Genomic DNA, 15,529 nt, shown 5'->3' on the forward strand with positions numbered 1-15,529 from the left:
GGGCGCGTCTCACCGTTCGCTGCCTCGTAGTCGACGGAGGTGGGCCTCGATTGACGCGCGCTCCTGGGGATCCGACACCTCACCCAGCGCGTGCTCCAGGTCCGCCACCGCGCCGTCGTTGTCGCCGCGCTGCTCTCGCAGGAGCGCGCGGTTGTACAGTGCCGCCACGTTCCGTGGCTGCAGGTAGAGCACGGCGTCGAAGTCGCGCAGCGCGGCGTCGACTGCCGACTGCGCCATCGCCGCGGCGCCACGACAGAAGAGTGCGAGCGGATCGCGGGGATAGAGGGAGATCGCGCGGTCGAAGTGCGCGTGCGCCGCAGCGGGATCGCGGGCCAGGAGCTGCATTCCCGTCTCCACGCTCGAACGGGCCGCGGCGAAGGCTCTCCGGGCCTGCGCGGTGAGCGGTGCCGTGAGCGCCGACTGTCCCAGCCGCTCCATCGCGCTCGCGAGGAGTTGCTCGGCGCCGCCAAGGAGCGCCGCCTCGCGCGGCCCGCCCGTCGCCGCCGCGGCGGACAGCACCACGGTCGCGCAATAGAAGTGGTTCTGCGCCCCGGCGGCGTCGCCTCGGTGGAGCAACAGGTTGCCGAGGAGCTTGTGGGCCTCGCCCACCCAGAGGTTGGGAGCCTGCCGCAGCGACCACGCCCACCGCAGCATCTCCAGCGCCACTGCCTCCGCGGTGTCGAAGTCACCCGCATCGAGCGCGGCCTGTACCCGCGCGCCGAAGCGCCCCACCCGCTCCTTCTCGGGAAGCGCTTCGTCGTGCGCGGCGATGAGCGACTCCGCCATCCTCACGTTCGCGTCGAGGAGGTGGTGTAGCCGTGGGGCAATCCGCGGGTCCGTGGCGGCCAGGCCGTCGCGGTACGCGGCAAGCCCCTCGGCGAGCCAACGCTCCCGGGGTCCATCGAGCTTCATGAAGCAGTTGCCGAGGTGCACGAGGAGCGCGGGGTAGCTCAGGGGCGACTCCTGTTGCCGCTCGCGCAGGGCCGGGAGCGCCCGCTGGCCCGCGCGGATCGCATCCAGCAGATGGGCGTCCCGGTCGCCGCGGAAGCGCTCGCCGAGCACGTGCGAGAGCAGCGAGCCCACACGCGCCCGCGCGAACGCATCCGGTTGCTGACTGGCGAGGTACTCGGCCGCCCGAAGCACGCCAAGCGCCTGGTCGATGCGGCCTTCCTTCTCGGCGCCATCCGCGAGGTGCTCGATCGGGACCGCCATCGCCTCGGCCAGCAGGAGGTACGCGTCGAGGCTCGTTGCCCGGTCGGTCACCGTATCGAGGCTCGCGAGGGCCGCGCGGCTGCTTGCCTCGGCGGCGGCGTACGCCTCCGCGCTCGATGCCATCTTGAGCCCTACCTCCGCCGCCCCCAGCCGGGCCCGCGCCCACTCCGTGGCCCGGCCCTCGGTGTCGAACAGCGAAGAGGCGGCTTCGAAGTGCTCGCGCGCGAGCCTCAGCAGGGCAGGGTCGTACGGCACGTCCTCGACACGGGACCCGGCGGCGCCGTGCGCCTGCACGGCGCGCCGAAGCGCATCCTGTCCGGCGTGCAGGTGCTCGTCGGCTGACGTCTGGGGGGTCATGGGTGCACCTCCGAGCCGGCGCCGGGTGCTTCGGCGCTGGGGGCAACGGCGGGTGGCGCCTGGAGCGACGCGAGCATCGCGTCGATCAGCGCACGCTGTCGTGGGTTCTGCTCCCGCCCGCGCGCTTCGCGAAGGTGGCTCGCCGCCGCGGCGTCGTTCCCCAGGAGGTGCTCGATGCTGGCCAGCTTCGCGTAACCGTCGGAGCTCGCCGGTGCGTGAGCCATCAGTTCCCCGGCCGCCGCGCGGGCGTCCACGAGGCGCCGGAGCGCGATGAGCGCGGCGGCGCGCATGTCGAGCTCATCGAACCGGCGATTCCGCAGGCCGCCGATTCGCGCCTGATCGTCCTCACGGCTGAAGCGATCGTCCGGATGCCAGCTGTCCCTTCGTGCCTCCAACGCGCGAATGCCGGCTGCATTGAGCGCGAGGGCCCTGGTGGCATCGTCGAGCGCGCCCTCGTGGTCCCCGAGGCTCATCCGGACCTTCGCCCGCAGCCGGTACGGCTCTTCCTCGTCCGGAAAGCGGGAGACCGCTGCCTCGAGAAAGCGGAGCGCCTCGTCATGAGCCCCTGAGAGGCCCGCGGCGTTGCCGAGGCCGCACAACTCCCGAAGCCACGCCCCGGCGAGCAGGCGATCCTCCCCGTAGCGTGCCGTGAGGTGGCGCAGTGCGTCCTGGAACGGCCTCGGAGCGAGGTCGTCCTTCGACCAGCGCTGGTGGTGGATGGCGGAGACGAGGGCGACATGGAGTCGCGCCGCTGCATCCTGTGCGCGCTCGGCCTCTCCCGCCGCCTCGGCCAGGCGCAGGGCCGCTTCCAGGTGCACGGCCGCGAACCGGGCGAGCACGTACTGCTCCGCGTCCATCAGCGCCAGGCCGAAGGCCAGCCGCACCTCGAACCGCTCGCGCGCATCGGAGTGCGCGGCCAGGTAGTTCTCGAGCAGCTCCGGCGTGTCCCGGGTGAGCAGGCCCACGGTGACTCGCAGGAATTCCTCACGTGTGATGCTGATGCGCTTGTGCCTGGCATCGCTCGTGACTGACTCGACGCGTGCCTCCACTCCGGCGGCGTTGAGCCCTTTCTTGAGGAAGATCCGGTCGGGCCACGGGTCGAGCAGGTGGATGCGGCCCGCGTCGTCGTCCACGTACCACACGGAGGTGTAGTGGTGGGTGAGGCGGTCGGAGACGAGCAGCATGTCATTCGGGGCCGCGAGCCACCAGAGGTCCTCGCGAGGGACCGGCACGGCCTGGTCGAGTGGCAGCTTCACCTTGTTGCTACAGAACGCGAAATAGAGCGTCGTATCGGGAAATGCCACGCGGTAGTTCGCGTAGGGGAAGTAGTCGGCGATCCATTTCTTGAGGTCGTAGAGGCTTCGCGGCCGCACCGGCCTCGGATTCTGCGTGTCGCCTGCGTAATCCATGAGGCCTTGGGAGAGGGCCTCGAAGGCGAGGATGGTTCCCGCGAGCTGTTCGATCCGTGGGTCCCGTCGCGGCCGCCCGGCGCGCCGTGGCGGAGTGGGGATGGCGAGACCACTCAGGTACTCACTCGTCGGAGTAGACATGGGCCACCTCGGAGGCTCGCTGCCGGTCCACGCCGGCCACGCTGTAGTGGAAGACGAACCGCAGCTCGTACAGGCCTTGCTCGCACGCCATCACGGTCCCCTTGATTTCCTCGATGTCCGCTCCATCGGCGGGGAAGGTGAGGATGCGAGGGTCGTCGGTATCGAAGAAGTTCGCGCTCTTCGCCTCGCGGAAGGTGCCCAGCTTGCTGTCGATGACCCACCGCGCTGGCATGACGCGGTTGCCGAAGACCATGACGGTAAAGACGTGAGGTCTTGCGATCCCGGCTCCGATCAGGCTCGTGCCCTCGAGCTCATACGCGTACTCCGGACGGAGGCCGGAGGTGAATCGAACGGCCTCGAGCTCCATCGCGTGCAGATTGATGGAGTGCTTGCCCTCCCCGTTGTGCGCCAGGGTGAACGAGACGTGGACGCCGCCTGTGAAGAGCCGGGGCGGCCCGCCGGGCGGGGCGAGCACCGGATGGCCGTCGAGCGGTGTGAGCCGGCGCGGCGAGTCGAGCGAGCTGACGTTCAGGTCGGAGCTACCGGCGGGCGAGCCCGAGGGCGTCCGCTCGGCCGTCGCCATGTACTTCACGAGGGCCTCGACCACGTTGGCGCGCAGATCCTCCGGTGACGTGAAGTACCTGACCACACGCTCGGTCTGCAGCCGTGATTTGAGCGCCTTCAGACGCTCCGCGCCGGCTCCCGTTTCGACGTCGCTCGCTCGCAGCCCGCGGTAGTCGTCGCTCATCAGGAATATCAGCCGGGGAATGCAGCGCTGCACGGCACGCTCGTACTCCATCTCCGTGACGGAGCGAGTGGCACCCGGAGGCACGTAGCCGTAGCGGTGCGCGAAGACGCCGATGTACAGCTCCGACTGGTCGACCATCTCCGTCGAGACGCATACCGCCTCGGCGTCGCTCGCCGGCAGGTGCTCCATCATCCTGGGGAACACGCCCACCTCGAGACACGCCTGGAGCACGGCGTCGCGATGCTCGGCCAGATCCCGCACGGTGCTGCTCACCATCGCGGTCCTTCGGACGTCCACCGGCCATCCCTCCATGCCCGCGGCTGGCATTCCAGATCCAGATAAATCTGGATGCGCCAGACGGCACATCAAGCGGACGGCCGGCGAGGCATCTGTCTTCCAGGGAGGAGGAAGTCCGGAGCGAATAGCGCTCGCTCTCCTGACACGAGTCGTGGGCGGTATCAGTCCACGATGGCGTCGCAGGAGAGATTCACGCTCGTTCCGGTCGCGTCAGAACACCATGACGCGCAGGCCGAGCTCGGCCTCGCCGCCGAGGCTCTTGCCGGTGAGGACGTTGCCGCGCAGACCGAGCTCCAACGGGAGGCCCGCCCGGAAGCGGAAGGCGATGCCGGCACCGGCCGAGAACGGGCTGCGATCCACCAGGAAGCCCAGCTGATCCTGCGCCGCGGTGAAGAAGGCGAGCCGCCCCGACACGAGCCCGAACAGCGCTCCGCCATCGAAGCGCACCAGCCGGTACCGCGCTCCGAGGTCGAAGTAGTACTGCCCGCTCCACGTGTAGTACGGCCAGGTCGCGTCACGCGTGCCCAACACCTGGAGGGACGAGCCACCCACCGCGAGGCTCAGCTCGAAGGGATTCGCGATCCGGAACGCGACGCTGGCCTCGTACCGCAGCGTCGTCATCGAGTTGGGCGCGGTCGAGCCCAACGCGGCCGAGCCGCCGACGAACAGGCTCCACCGCTTCTGGTTGCCGCGCTGCGAGGAGGACGACGGCCGCTCCGCCTCGGCCACCACCGGGGTGGGGGGCTCGCTCGTCACGGGGGCCGCGACCGGCGTCTCCGCGGCGGAGGCCAGGGCGGCCGTGTCGCTCGGCGCGGCCGTGCTGGTGTCGCTCGGGGTGGTGGCCCCGGTGAGATCCAGTCCCAGGCCTCCGGTCGTCATCGGCTCCGCCTGCGCCTGCGCCTCCGATGGCGCCTCGGCTAGCGGCTCCGGTGCCGGCTCGGCGCCCACGGTCAGCCTGCGCGGGTCGGAAGGTCCCCCCCGCGGGGCCGTCACCCGCCAGTAGTACGTGCCGGCGTCGATGGGGAGCACCGCGTAGCGCCCCTTCACCGGACGGTCGACGACCTTGTCGGTGAACTCCTCGTCGCGCGCCACCTCGAGGCGCACGAGCTTCGCGGCCACCTTCCACGTGAAGGTGACCCGCTTGCCCGGTTCGATCTCCGCGTCCTCCGCGGGCAGGAGCAGCTTGGGCTGTGGCCCCTTCCGGGCCTTGGCCTTGCCGGCCTTCTTGGCAGACCTGGCACTCCTGGCGGCCCAGGCACTCGGCCCCGGCATGCCGAGCCCGAGCACCAGGGCGAGAGACAGCACCGAAACCCAACGTGAAGGTCGAAGGTTCATCACGCCGGGGATTCTAGGAGAGGACGAGCCCCGAGCACACCCGATCTTCGAGATCGGCGCCCACCACACTCCCCGTGCTGGCTCCCTGCTCTATGCCAGGGGCAGCAGGCTCAGCCGGAGGGTCGGGGAAGGGCGGAGCGAGACGAGCCCACGCGGACGTACCGTGACCCCGGGCACCGGCTCGACCTGGTGCTCTCGAACCAGGGTGGCCACCAGGAGCTGCAGCGGCCCCACCACGGAATGCTCGGCCGGGCACGAGCGTATTCCACCCCCGAAGGGGAAGTACGCTCCGGGTGGACGGCCTTCCGCTCGGAGGAAGCGCTCCGGACGGAAGGCATCGGGCTCCTCCCACACCCCGGGGTGACGCTGCATCGTATACGGCGAGACGGAGATGACGGCCCCGGCGGGAAGGGTGATGCCGCCGAGCCGGTCCTCCCCCCGCGCGTGGCGTCCGAGCATCCACGCCGGTGGGTACAGCCGCAGCGACTCCTGCACCACGCCGCGGGTGAGGTGCAGCCGGGGCAGGTCCCTGACGGAGAGCAGCTCGTCCTCGAGCGCCCGCGCCTCGTCCCGGACCTGCCGTTGGATCTCCGGATGTTGGGCCAGCAGGTGGAGCGTCCAGCCCACCCCCGTGGCCATCGCGTTGTACCCGTTGAGCAGGGTGCGGATGATGGCCGTGTGCACGAGCGAGTGCCGCTCGGGTGCTTCCTCCACGGCCTCGCGCATCTCCGGGCATCCCTGGACGATGCGCTCCACCAACCGCCCCTGGTCCTCCACGGCCTGCTGATAGCGCAGGCGCAGGGCCCCGGTGTCCGCGCCCCGGGCGAAGACGTGGTTGGCCTGGACCTCCTCGAGGAGGGTGACCGCTCGGACGAAGGGCTCGCTCTCCGCGGCCACGTCCACGCCGAAGAGGGCCTGGGCGAAGACGCACAGTATCAGCTCCTTCAGCTCGCGCTCCATCTCGACGGGCCCCTGGCGCGAGGACTCGCCCAGGGCGTGAAACCGTGCCCGCGCGGACGCCACCATTCGCGTGAGCAGGTGCGTATAGCCCGAGCGGTGCTCGGCGCGGTGCCCCAGCCGCAGGAGGAAGGAGCCCTCGGGGCGATAGAGCCCGGCCAGCTCCGCATAGGGATGATAGGGATTGCGGTAGTTGGCCTGGGCCGTGCTCAGCACATGCGTGACGTGCTCTGGACGGTTGATGAGGAAGGCCGGCTGCCCCTGCGCCATGTAGGGGACGACCTCATCCGGACAGAGACGGCTCAGGTTGAGGAAGAAAGCCGCATGGTCCCTCCAATCCCTGACATCGTGGGGCGCGGCCTCGGGAGCGTTGGGGTCCATGGTTTCGAGCAGGTGGGGCAGGAGGGCGGACCGGGAGTGCCGATCCGCCCGGGTGGTAGCGGGTCAGGCCTCAGCGCCGGGTGGGCATGTCCCCCCAGTAGTAGGCGGGAGCCGGACCGGTGGGAGCCGGATAGTTGTAGGCGGCGCTCCCCATCCGCGTCGGAGAAGCGTAGTTGTAGGCAGCGCTCGGAGCCGGAGAAGCGTAGTTGTAGGCAGCGCTCGGGGCCGGAGAGGCATAGTTGTAGGCCGCGCTCGGAGCCTGGGCCTGCGCCGCGTAATTGTAGGCCGCGCTCGGAGCCTGGGCCTGCGCCGCGTAATTGTAGGCCGCGCTGGGAGCCTGAGCCTGCGCCGCGTAGTTGTAGGCGGCGCTGGGCGCCTGAGCCTGCGCCGCGTAGTTGTAGGCCGCGCCGGGCGCCTGAGCTGGAGCCGCGTAATTGTAGGCAGCACCGAGATTGGCGCCAGCCTCATAGTTGTGGGCCGGCATCGCCCGCGGAGAGGCATAGTTGTAGGCCGCGCTCTGCGCCTGCGCCGGAGAGGCGTAGTTATAGGCCGCGCTGGGAGCCTGAGCCTGCGCCGCGTAGTTGTAGGCGGCACCGAGCTGGGCGCCCGCCTCATAGTTGTGGGCCGGCATCGCCCGGGGAGAGGCGTAGTTGTAGGCCGCGTTCTGTGCCTGCACCGGAGCCCGGTCCCAGAAATAGGCGGGGGCGGGCCGAGCGGCGGGCGAGTCCCAGAAATAGGCGGCAGTGGGCCGCGTGGCGGCGGGAGCGCCCCAGAAATATGCTGCCTCGCTCCCCGGCTTGGGCGTCTCCCCGCGCCGCACTTCCTGTCCCGTCAACTTCTCGGTCTGCGGCACCTCGCCCTCCACCTTGTACTTCTGCAACTCTTCATCGGGGATGTTGAAGAAATTGCCTTCTTCATCGCGAAACAGCGCCATGGTTGCCTCCAGGGGTGTCTTTGGCCTGATCAACGGGGGTTGACAGCTTCTACCTGCACATCGAAGTTGATGGAGATGCGTTCGCCCGGTACCAGCACCTGCTCCACGCGGTGCGCCAGGAAGCTGGGAAAGAGCAACAGCCTTCCCGCCACGGGTTGCAAGTTGATGCGATCCACGTCCCACATCGCGCGGGTGGCGAGCCGCCCGCCTCGAGGATCCGTCAGGCTCAGCGCTCCGCCAGCCGCCACGCCTGGAGGGACGGCGGGAACCTGCGCGTAATAGACGCCCACCAGGTCCGTGCGCGAGTGGATGTGTTCATGCTGGAAGCCCCCCTGACGCAGGATGACCGCCCACCCGCGATAGCCATAGCGGAAGCTGCTCGGGGCCGAGGCCGAGTGCATCAACCGGCCCCACTCGGCCAGGAACGACTCGACATGATGGTTGATGAAGCGCTTCAGCGCATGGATGGCGGGCACCTCCGCCTCGAGCAGATCCAACCCGGACTGCCATCCGTGATTCACCGTGGTCAGCGGGGAGCGATCCGGTTCCTGCCGCTCACGCCACCGGATGTAGTCCACCAGGCTCGCGTTGAGGGCTTCGGCGTCAGGATGATCCACCTCCCCGACGAGCGTGGGAAACAACGCCTGCAGACGCAATCCGGCCGCGGTGGAAGGAGGCGGAGGAGACATGACGCGGAGCGTGTCATATGTCACTTGGAGTGTCGATGTTCTCGGAGGTCTGGAGGGGCATCCCCACCGTACCTGGAAGCACGGAGGGAAGGGGCGGGCACGGCAGCACCCGCATCCCCAGTCGCTCGGGCCGAGGAATGCACGGCCTCCGGGTGGGCACTACGTTGAGCGGTGAGGGCCGCCATGTTGCACTCGCACCCCACCGAGCCGGAGCTCCACACCGGGGAGATCTTCTTCCCCAATGGCAATCGGGCGAAGTCGGTACGGGTCTCGCCGGGAGCCGCTCCCCAGGCACTCATTCATGCGCTCGGGCTGCCCCATCCCCGTGCCCTCATCCTCTTGATTGGAGGGGCGGACCGGCTGCCGCCCGAGACTCACGCGGCGCTGCGGCCATTGCTCAGCCGGGGCGTTGCCCGCGCCGCCGTGGAGATGGACGCCCTCATCCTGGATGGTGGCACCCGGGCTGGCATCATGGCCCTCATGGGGGAGGGGCTGGCCAGCCGAGGCGGACACGCACCGCTCGTGGGCGTGGCTCCCGCGAAGCTCGTGACCTGGCCCGGAGGCCCCACCCGGAGCCATCCCGAGCTGCTGGCGCCCCTGGACGAGCATCACAGCCACTTCGTCCTGGTGGACAGCGACACCTGGGGCGGGGAAACCCAGACGCTCTTCTCGCTGGCCGCCGCCCTCGCCAAGGACATCCCCGTGACCGTGGTGCTCGTCAACGGGGGAGACATCTCCAAACAGGAGGCGCTCGCCGCCGTGCGGCATGGCTGGCCCCTGATCGTCCTCCAGGGCTCCGGCCGGCTCGCGGACCAGCTGGCGAACCTGCTCGCCCAGCCTTCGCCGGACATCGCCGATCCGGCGCTGGCGGAGATCGTCGCGGATGGCGACCTCTGCCTGTTTCCCCTGGAAGGCTCGCCCCTGGAGCTCCATTTCCTGCTCAAGCGCGAGCTGCGCGAGGAGTCCATTCTCAAGCATGCCTGGCAGCGCTTCGCCCTCTGCGACGCCAACGCCGCCCGGCAGCAGCGCATCTTCCAGCGGTTGCAGTTGTGGATCCTCGTGCTCGGCTTCCTCGGCACGTTCTTCGCCCTGCTCGATACGCAGTTGTCCAAGTGGGGATACATCGCCAAGGTGGGGCCGGTGTGGCGGGTCGATCTCCATCCGCTCCATCTGGACTCGGGGGTGCTCCGGATCATCGTCCTGGTGCTGATCGCGGCGCTCACCGTGCTGCTGGGTGCCTCCAGCCAGTTCAAGTTCGGCACCCGGTGGATTTCCCTGCGTGCGCAGGCCGAGACCCTCAAGCGGGAGATCTTCCGGTATCGCTGCCACTCCGGCGTCCGGAACCCATCCCGGGCGGGCCGGCCCTCCTGCGAGCGCAGGCTGGCCGGGCAGATGAAGTCCATCAGCCAGCAGTTGCTGCGAACGGAGCCCCCCCTGTCCGCCCTGCGCACCTACCGGGGCCCGCTGCCTCCTCCCAGCGCACTGGCCACCGGTGATGATGGCTTCAGCGCGCTGACTCCCTTCCGGTACATCCACTTCCGGTTGGATGATCAGCTGGCCTACTACCGCGGGAAGGTGGATCAGCTCGACCGGCGAGCCCACCGGCTGCAGTGGCTCATCCTCGCCGCGGGGGGCATGGGCACGCTGCTGGCGGCCCTGGGGGCGCAGCTCTGGGTGGCACTGACCACGGCGTTGGTGACGGCCATCACCTCCTGGTTGGGCTCCCAGCAGGCCGAGACCCAGGTGGTGAAGTTCAACCAGGCGGCGATCGAGCTGGAGAACCTCAAGGCCTGGTGGTGTTCGCTCTCCTTCGAGGAGCAGCACCGCCCCCGCCATTTCGAGCGCCTCGTCGACAGTACCGAGCTGGTGCTGCAAGCGGAGCTCATGGGCTGGGTGCAGGAAATGAAGGAAGCGATGGCCCGGCTCCAGGCCCGTCGCGAGGAGGACTCGCGAGAGACCGAGCCGGAGAAGCACCGGGAGACGGATCCGGAGAAGCACTGAGGGGGGACGGCCCGGTCCGCTCAGATCTGCCCCAGGCCGCCGTCGAGCCCGTGAGGGACCGTCCATCTCGTCTACACCGCTCGCAGGGGCCTGCCGCCGCCCGTGGCAGCGCTGATCGAGCACCTCGCCGAGCGCTTCCGCGCGCTCTCGCCGCTGGCGGACAAGCCCTGAGCCGGGGCCGCGCATGCCCGGTGGCCCCACGAGCAGAAAACCGGGATTGTGTCCTTTTTCCGGGTTTGTTAGAGCTGGGCGGGGTCGTTGATTGACCCACCAGTCAATCCAGGGTTGGGGAAGGCCATGAGTCCTCGTCCGGCGGCGCGGATGGAGCAGCTTCGGGAAGAGCGGCGGCGGGACGTGCTGGACGCGGCCCGGCGGGTGTTCGCGCGCAAGGGCTTCGCGGCGGCGAAGATCTCCGACATCGCGTCCGCGGCGGGCATCAGCCATGGGCTGGTGCACCACTACTTCCCCAGCAAGGAAGCGCTCTTCGTCGCCGTCATCGAGGAGTCCATCCACGGCTGGGAGGCGCTCATCGCCCGGGCCCGGGCCCTGTCCGTCTCCCCGTGGGAGCGGCTCGTGTACGTCTGTTCGATCATGGGGGAGGGCTCGGTGCAGGCCTCCGAGCACCTGCGGATCATCGTGCATGCCTCCATGGGAGAGGACGCGCCCCGGCCGGTGCGCGAGGCGCTGGAGCGGCTGGAGCGGCACGTGCACGAGCCCCTGTCCTCGCTCATCGAGGAGGCGCAGCGCACGGGGGCCGCCGCCGCGGGTCCGCCCGGGGAGCTCGCGCGTGCGTGGATGGCGGTGACGCAGGGGCTCGCCATCAGCCAGGCCGTGCGTCCCGGTGCCGCGCGGCCGCCCATCGAGCTGGTGCTCCGGTTGCTCGAGGCGTGACGCCCTTCCTTCCGTTTCGAAGTCCCACCTCAAGGAGAAGCACATGAAGATCGTGGTCGATTGGGATCGCTGCGAGGCCAACGGCGTCTGCGTACGCGCGGCGCCCGAGTCCTTCCACCTGGATGACAAGGATCAGCTGCACGTCCTCACCGAGACGGTCCCCCCCGAGCTGCGCGCCAAGGTGGAGAAGGCCGTCCTCACCTGCCCGAAGCAGGCGCTCTCGCTCTCGGAAGACTGAGTCCCCGCCATTCCCCCTGTTTCCCCCCAAGGAGATGACCCCATGTCGCCTCAGACGCCTGCCCATTCCCCCTCCGTGAACTTCGCGCCGGACGCGCCCGGCTACGTCCTCGATCCCTATCCCGCGCTCGAGGAGCTGCGCACCAAGGCGCCCTTGTACTATTGGCCGGAAGGCCGCTCCTGGCTGCTCAGCCGGTATGAGGACGCCACCGCCGTGCTCCGGGACGCGAAGCGCTTCTCGCCCAACCGGGACGAGTGGGAGTTCGCCGCGGTGGCCGGGTCCGCGGCGCTGATCCCCGAGCTGGCGGAGCTCAACAAGGGAGGCCTCTTCGCGCTGTCGGGCTCGGATCATGCCCGGGTGCGCAAGCTCGTCAGCCCGGCGCTCACCCCGCGCGCCATCGAGCGGCTGCGGCCGGAGCTCCAGGCCATCGTCGATGACATCCTGAATGACCTGAAGGGCCGCAACACCCTCAACGTGGTCACGGACATCTCGGATCGGATTCCGCCGCGGGTGATCGGCTCCATGCTGAAGATCCCCAAGGGGCGCGAGACGCTGTTCCAGCGCTTCACGGAGGCGGCGATCAAGAGCTTCCTGCCCGGACTGCTCCGCCCGGAGGAGGTGCCCTCGCTGCGTGAGGATGTGCGGGAGGGAATCGCCCTGGTGCGCGAGACGATCGAGGATCGGCGCCGCAACCCGCTGCCGGACGACATCCTCACCACGCTCATCCAGACGGAGGAGCAGGGGGATCGGCTCAACACCGCGGAGCTGCTGTCGCTGGTGGCCGCGCTCATCGTGGGCGGCTTCGAGACCACCGTGCACCTCATCGGCTTCACGGTCTACAACGTGCTCAAGCGGCCCGAGCTGCTCGCGCAGGTCAAGGCCGAGCCGGAGCTGCTCAAGGGCGTCATCGAGGAGGTGCTGCGCTTCGACAACTTCGGCAAGCTGGGCATCGCCCGCTACGCGCTCGAGGACGTGGAGATGGGCGGGGTGACCATCAAGAAGGGGCAGATGGTGCTCGTCCTGCTCAACAGCGCGCTGCGTGACGAGAGCGTGTTCCCGAAGGCGGATGTCTTCGACGTGCGCCGCAACACCAACTCGAGCATCGCCTTCGGCCACGGCATGCACTTCTGCCTGGGCGCGAGCCTGGCGCGGCTCGAGGTGCAGATCGCCGTGGAGACGCTCCTCACGCGCTTCCCGGGGCTGCGGCTGGTGAAGGAGCCCTCGTTCGGGCCCCACCCGGTCATCCGCAAGATGGACTCGCTCGAGGTCCAGCTGAACCAGCAGTAATCCGAGGTGGCTTCCGGACTGGCGTGGGGGTGAGGGATTCCACGCCAGTCCAGGTCGCTTTTTGTAGAGTGCCCCGGGGGGCGGGTCGCGCCCCGTGGGAGGCACATCGATGCAACAGATCATCGACTTCGTCCTGGAGCTGGACAAGCTCAAGGGCGTGACGCGCAAGACCCGTCCGCTGGGGCTCGAGCGCTACGAGAACTCCGCGGAGCACAGCTGGCAGATCGCGATGCTGGCCTCCTCCCTGGCGCCCTACGCGGGCTCCGCCGTGGACATCGACCGGGTCATCCGCATGCTGCTGGTGCATGACATCGGCGAGATCGATACCGGGGACACGCTGGTGTACGCGGAAGGGGATTGGAAGGAGCGCAAGGCGGCCGAGCTGGCGGCGGTGAAGCGGATTTTCGGGCTGCTGCCGGAGCCGCAGGGCGCGGCCTTCCTGGCGCTGTGGCAGGAGTTCGAGACGGGGGAGACGCCGGAAGCCCGTTTCGCGCATGCCGTGGACCGGGCCATGCCGGTCCTGCTCAACCTGGCCAACGCGGGGCAGAGCTGGCGCGAGAACGGCGTCAGCCATGAGCGGGTGGTGCGCCGCATCGCTCCGCCCATCAAGGCCGGCTGCCCGGCCCTGTGGGACTACCTGGAGGGCCGTCTCGAGGAGGCCCGCCAGAAGGGGTGGTTCGGCGCCTGAGCGCTAGTTCAGGTGCGGGAGCTCGAAGCCGCGCTCCCGCAGGTGCGCGAGGAGGGCCCGCCGGATGTCCGCTTCCGGCGGGAGTGACTCCTCGGCGCACGGGGCCGTGTGTCCGGGCACCTTGCCCTTTTGCATCTCCCCCGTCTTGAGCTGGAGCGTCCACCACTGGTCGCACACCACCGCGGAGAAGGTGGTCAGGCCATGGAGCGGGGGCCCCGGATCCCTCAGGCGCGAGATGCGCTCCCAGTTCGCATCGGTGCGCATGGATTCGACCTCGCCCGTGCTGAGGATGGGCTCGGTGGGGCCTCGCCGCGCGGAGAGCAACGAGCGGCCCTCCATCCAGCCCGGGATGGACAGCCCCACGGCCTCGAGCACCGTGGGCGCCACGTCGAGCAGCTGGGCGTTCTCCTTCACCACTCCGCGCCGCCGCCCGCCAGGGAAGTGGATCATCAGCGGCACCCGGTCGAGCGTCATCCAGCCCTGGTTGTGATCGGAGCTGATGACCACCAGCGTGTTCTCCAACAGCCCTCGCTCCTCGAGCCCGGTGAGCAGGCGCTCGATGAGGCGGTCCGCGTCGAGGATGGCGTCGTCCAGCATGTTCTCCCGCTGCTCCTCGGGCGTGGCCGCGGGAGTGCGCGCGAAGACCGGGTCGGGGCTCTTCCTGTAGGCGCAGCAGTGCGTCCCCATCATGTGGATGTGCATGAAGAAGGGCTTCTGGGCCTTCCCGGCCACGGCGAGCGCCCCCTTGATGCGATCCTCGTCCGTGTCCCAGCCGTAGATGCGCGTGGGCAGCTGCACGAGCTTGAAGTAGTTCACCATCGGCCGCAGCCCGAGCACATACAGCACACGCTCGGAGAGCCGCTCGGCCATGCGCTCCGCCACGTAGCGCTCCTCCATGAGGTTCCGCCAGGGCCCCGTGGGCACGTCCGTGGACAGCTCCCGCCCGCTGGCCCGCTTGAAGCCTCCCAGCATGTTCAGGTCCGCCCCGTCCGCGTAGTAGCGGACCGCGTACTGGTGCGTCTCGTAGCCGGCGCGCCGCAGCAGCCCCGGCAGGTGCAGGAACGCCGCCTCGCCGGAGAGGATGTGCGGCGGGAAGAGCACCTTGGTGCTCGTGGGCAGGCGCGAGGTGAGCATCGAGGTGAGCGAGCCCGTGGTGCGCCCCGCGTTGGAGAAGGCGTTCTCGAAGAAGAGGGTGCGCTCCTTGAAGCGCGCCAGGAAGGGCGTGTTGGGGCGCTCGTAGCCGTAGGCGGACAGCCGCCGCGCCTCCAGTCCGTCCGAGGCGATGAAGAGCACGTTGGGCCGCCGGGCCGTGGTGGACGCCGGCGGTGCCTCCTCTTCCCGCGCTCCGCCGCCACCGGAGAGCCGGAGGGCCAGCACACCGAGCGACAGGGTGACGAGCCCTCCCGCCACCGCGAGCCGCCAGCGCAAGCCTCCCGAGGCCAGCACCTCCTGCCGCGCGCGGGCGAGCTTGCGCGCCAGCGTGCCGAAGAGCACGAGCAGCAGCAGCACGTAGAGGAACAGCAGGGACTTCGAGACCGTCACCACCCCGATGCCGAAGACGGTGTAGGTGAAGTTGTCGATGAGCAGGAAGGACAGGCCCGTCAGCACCAGGGCTGGGACGGCGGAGGTGACGGCCAGGGTCCGTGCCCGGGAGCCCTCGGGAAGACGCGCGAGCAGCGCCTCGACTCCGAGCAGCGGCAGGAGCGCGGCGAGCGACGGGAGCAGCAGCACCAGCGGGAGGCACGCCAGGGTGCTGGCCCACACCGTGTGTGGGAACGACACCATGAAGCCCTGCTGCGTGACGAGGAAGAGCCACTCCAGCAGCACGAACGTGTAGCAGGCCCAGACGGCCTGCCACACCGCGACGGCTCCACCGCGCACGACTTCCACCCGCTCACGCGCCATGATCGCGCGCGAGCCTAGCAAAGTCGCGCGGGCCTCACAGGAGATCAGCCAGCCCCTGT

General features: G+C 69.5%; 13 protein-coding genes. 5 read left to right on the forward strand and 8 right to left on the reverse strand.

Annotated features, from left to right (window positions below; translation table 11 throughout):
• Positions 1-9 precede the first annotated feature (9 nt).
• The 7 genes from AC16DP_RS25270 to AC16DP_RS25300 all read right to left on the reverse strand — a co-directional run bounded on the left by AC16DP_RS25270 (position 10) and on the right by AC16DP_RS25300 (position 8,484).
• Complete coding sequence (locus AC16DP_RS25270) at positions 10-1,569, reverse strand: tetratricopeptide repeat protein (RefSeq protein WP_329729523.1); 1,560 nt, start codon at positions 1,567-1,569, stop codon at positions 10-12.
• The gene (locus AC16DP_RS25275) at positions 1,566-3,119 is read right to left on the reverse strand and encodes a tetratricopeptide repeat protein (protein WP_329729524.1); all 1,554 of its coding nucleotides are present in this window, start codon (positions 3,117-3,119) and stop codon (positions 1,566-1,568) included. The genes AC16DP_RS25270 and AC16DP_RS25275 overlap by 4 nt, the downstream gene beginning before the upstream one ends.
• Complete coding sequence (locus tag AC16DP_RS25280; protein ID WP_329729525.1) at positions 3,100-4,164, reverse strand: DUF4062 domain-containing protein; 1,065 nt, start codon at positions 4,162-4,164, stop codon at positions 3,100-3,102. The genes AC16DP_RS25275 and AC16DP_RS25280 overlap by 20 nt, the downstream gene beginning before the upstream one ends.
• 210 nt (positions 4,165-4,374) lie before the next feature.
• The gene (locus AC16DP_RS25285; protein WP_329729526.1) at positions 4,375-5,469 is read right to left on the reverse strand and encodes a hypothetical protein; all 1,095 of its coding nucleotides are present in this window, start codon (positions 5,467-5,469) and stop codon (positions 4,375-4,377) included.
• Between the two features lie 120 nt (positions 5,470-5,589).
• Positions 5,590-6,837, reverse strand: a complete 1,248-nt coding sequence (locus AC16DP_RS25290; RefSeq protein WP_329729527.1) for a cytochrome P450 — start codon at positions 6,835-6,837, stop codon at positions 5,590-5,592.
• Between the two features lie 70 nt (positions 6,838-6,907).
• Positions 6,908-7,771, reverse strand: a complete 864-nt coding sequence (locus AC16DP_RS25295) for a hypothetical protein (RefSeq protein WP_483956873.1) — start codon at positions 7,769-7,771, stop codon at positions 6,908-6,910.
• A gap of 29 nt (positions 7,772-7,800) precedes the next feature.
• Positions 7,801-8,484, reverse strand: coding sequence for a TIGR02466 family protein (locus tag AC16DP_RS25300; RefSeq protein ID WP_329729529.1), 684 nt, complete (start codon positions 8,482-8,484; stop codon positions 7,801-7,803).
• Positions 8,485-8,643: 159 nt separating this feature from the next.
• On the opposite strand from AC16DP_RS25300, the gene AC16DP_RS25305 reads away from it, so the two are divergent.
• The 5 genes from AC16DP_RS25305 to AC16DP_RS25325 all read left to right on the forward strand — a co-directional run bounded on the left by AC16DP_RS25305 (position 8,644) and on the right by AC16DP_RS25325 (position 13,565).
• Positions 8,644-10,461 (forward strand): DUF4231 domain-containing protein, encoded by a 1,818-nt coding sequence (locus AC16DP_RS25305; RefSeq protein WP_329729530.1) that lies wholly within the window; start codon positions 8,644-8,646, stop codon positions 10,459-10,461.
• Between the two features lie 297 nt (positions 10,462-10,758).
• Positions 10,759-11,352, forward strand: coding sequence for a TetR/AcrR family transcriptional regulator (locus AC16DP_RS25310; RefSeq protein WP_329729531.1), 594 nt, complete (start codon positions 10,759-10,761; stop codon positions 11,350-11,352).
• Positions 11,353-11,395: 43 nt separating this feature from the next.
• Positions 11,396-11,590, forward strand: a complete 195-nt coding sequence (locus tag AC16DP_RS25315) for a ferredoxin (protein ID WP_329729532.1) — start codon at positions 11,396-11,398, stop codon at positions 11,588-11,590.
• Between the two features lie 42 nt (positions 11,591-11,632).
• Positions 11,633-12,877 (forward strand): cytochrome P450, encoded by a 1,245-nt coding sequence (locus tag AC16DP_RS25320; protein ID WP_329729533.1) that lies wholly within the window; start codon positions 11,633-11,635, stop codon positions 12,875-12,877.
• 109 nt (positions 12,878-12,986) lie between these two features.
• Complete coding sequence (locus tag AC16DP_RS25325) at positions 12,987-13,565, forward strand: HD domain-containing protein (protein WP_329729534.1); 579 nt, start codon at positions 12,987-12,989, stop codon at positions 13,563-13,565.
• 3 nt (positions 13,566-13,568) lie between these two features.
• Here AC16DP_RS25325 and AC16DP_RS25330 read toward each other — a convergent pair whose 3' ends face one another.
• The gene (locus tag AC16DP_RS25330) at positions 13,569-15,470 is read right to left on the reverse strand and encodes a sulfatase (RefSeq protein WP_329729535.1); all 1,902 of its coding nucleotides are present in this window, start codon (positions 15,468-15,470) and stop codon (positions 13,569-13,571) included.
• Positions 15,471-15,529 lie beyond the last annotated feature (59 nt).

This window comes from Archangium sp., from assembly GCF_057119385.1.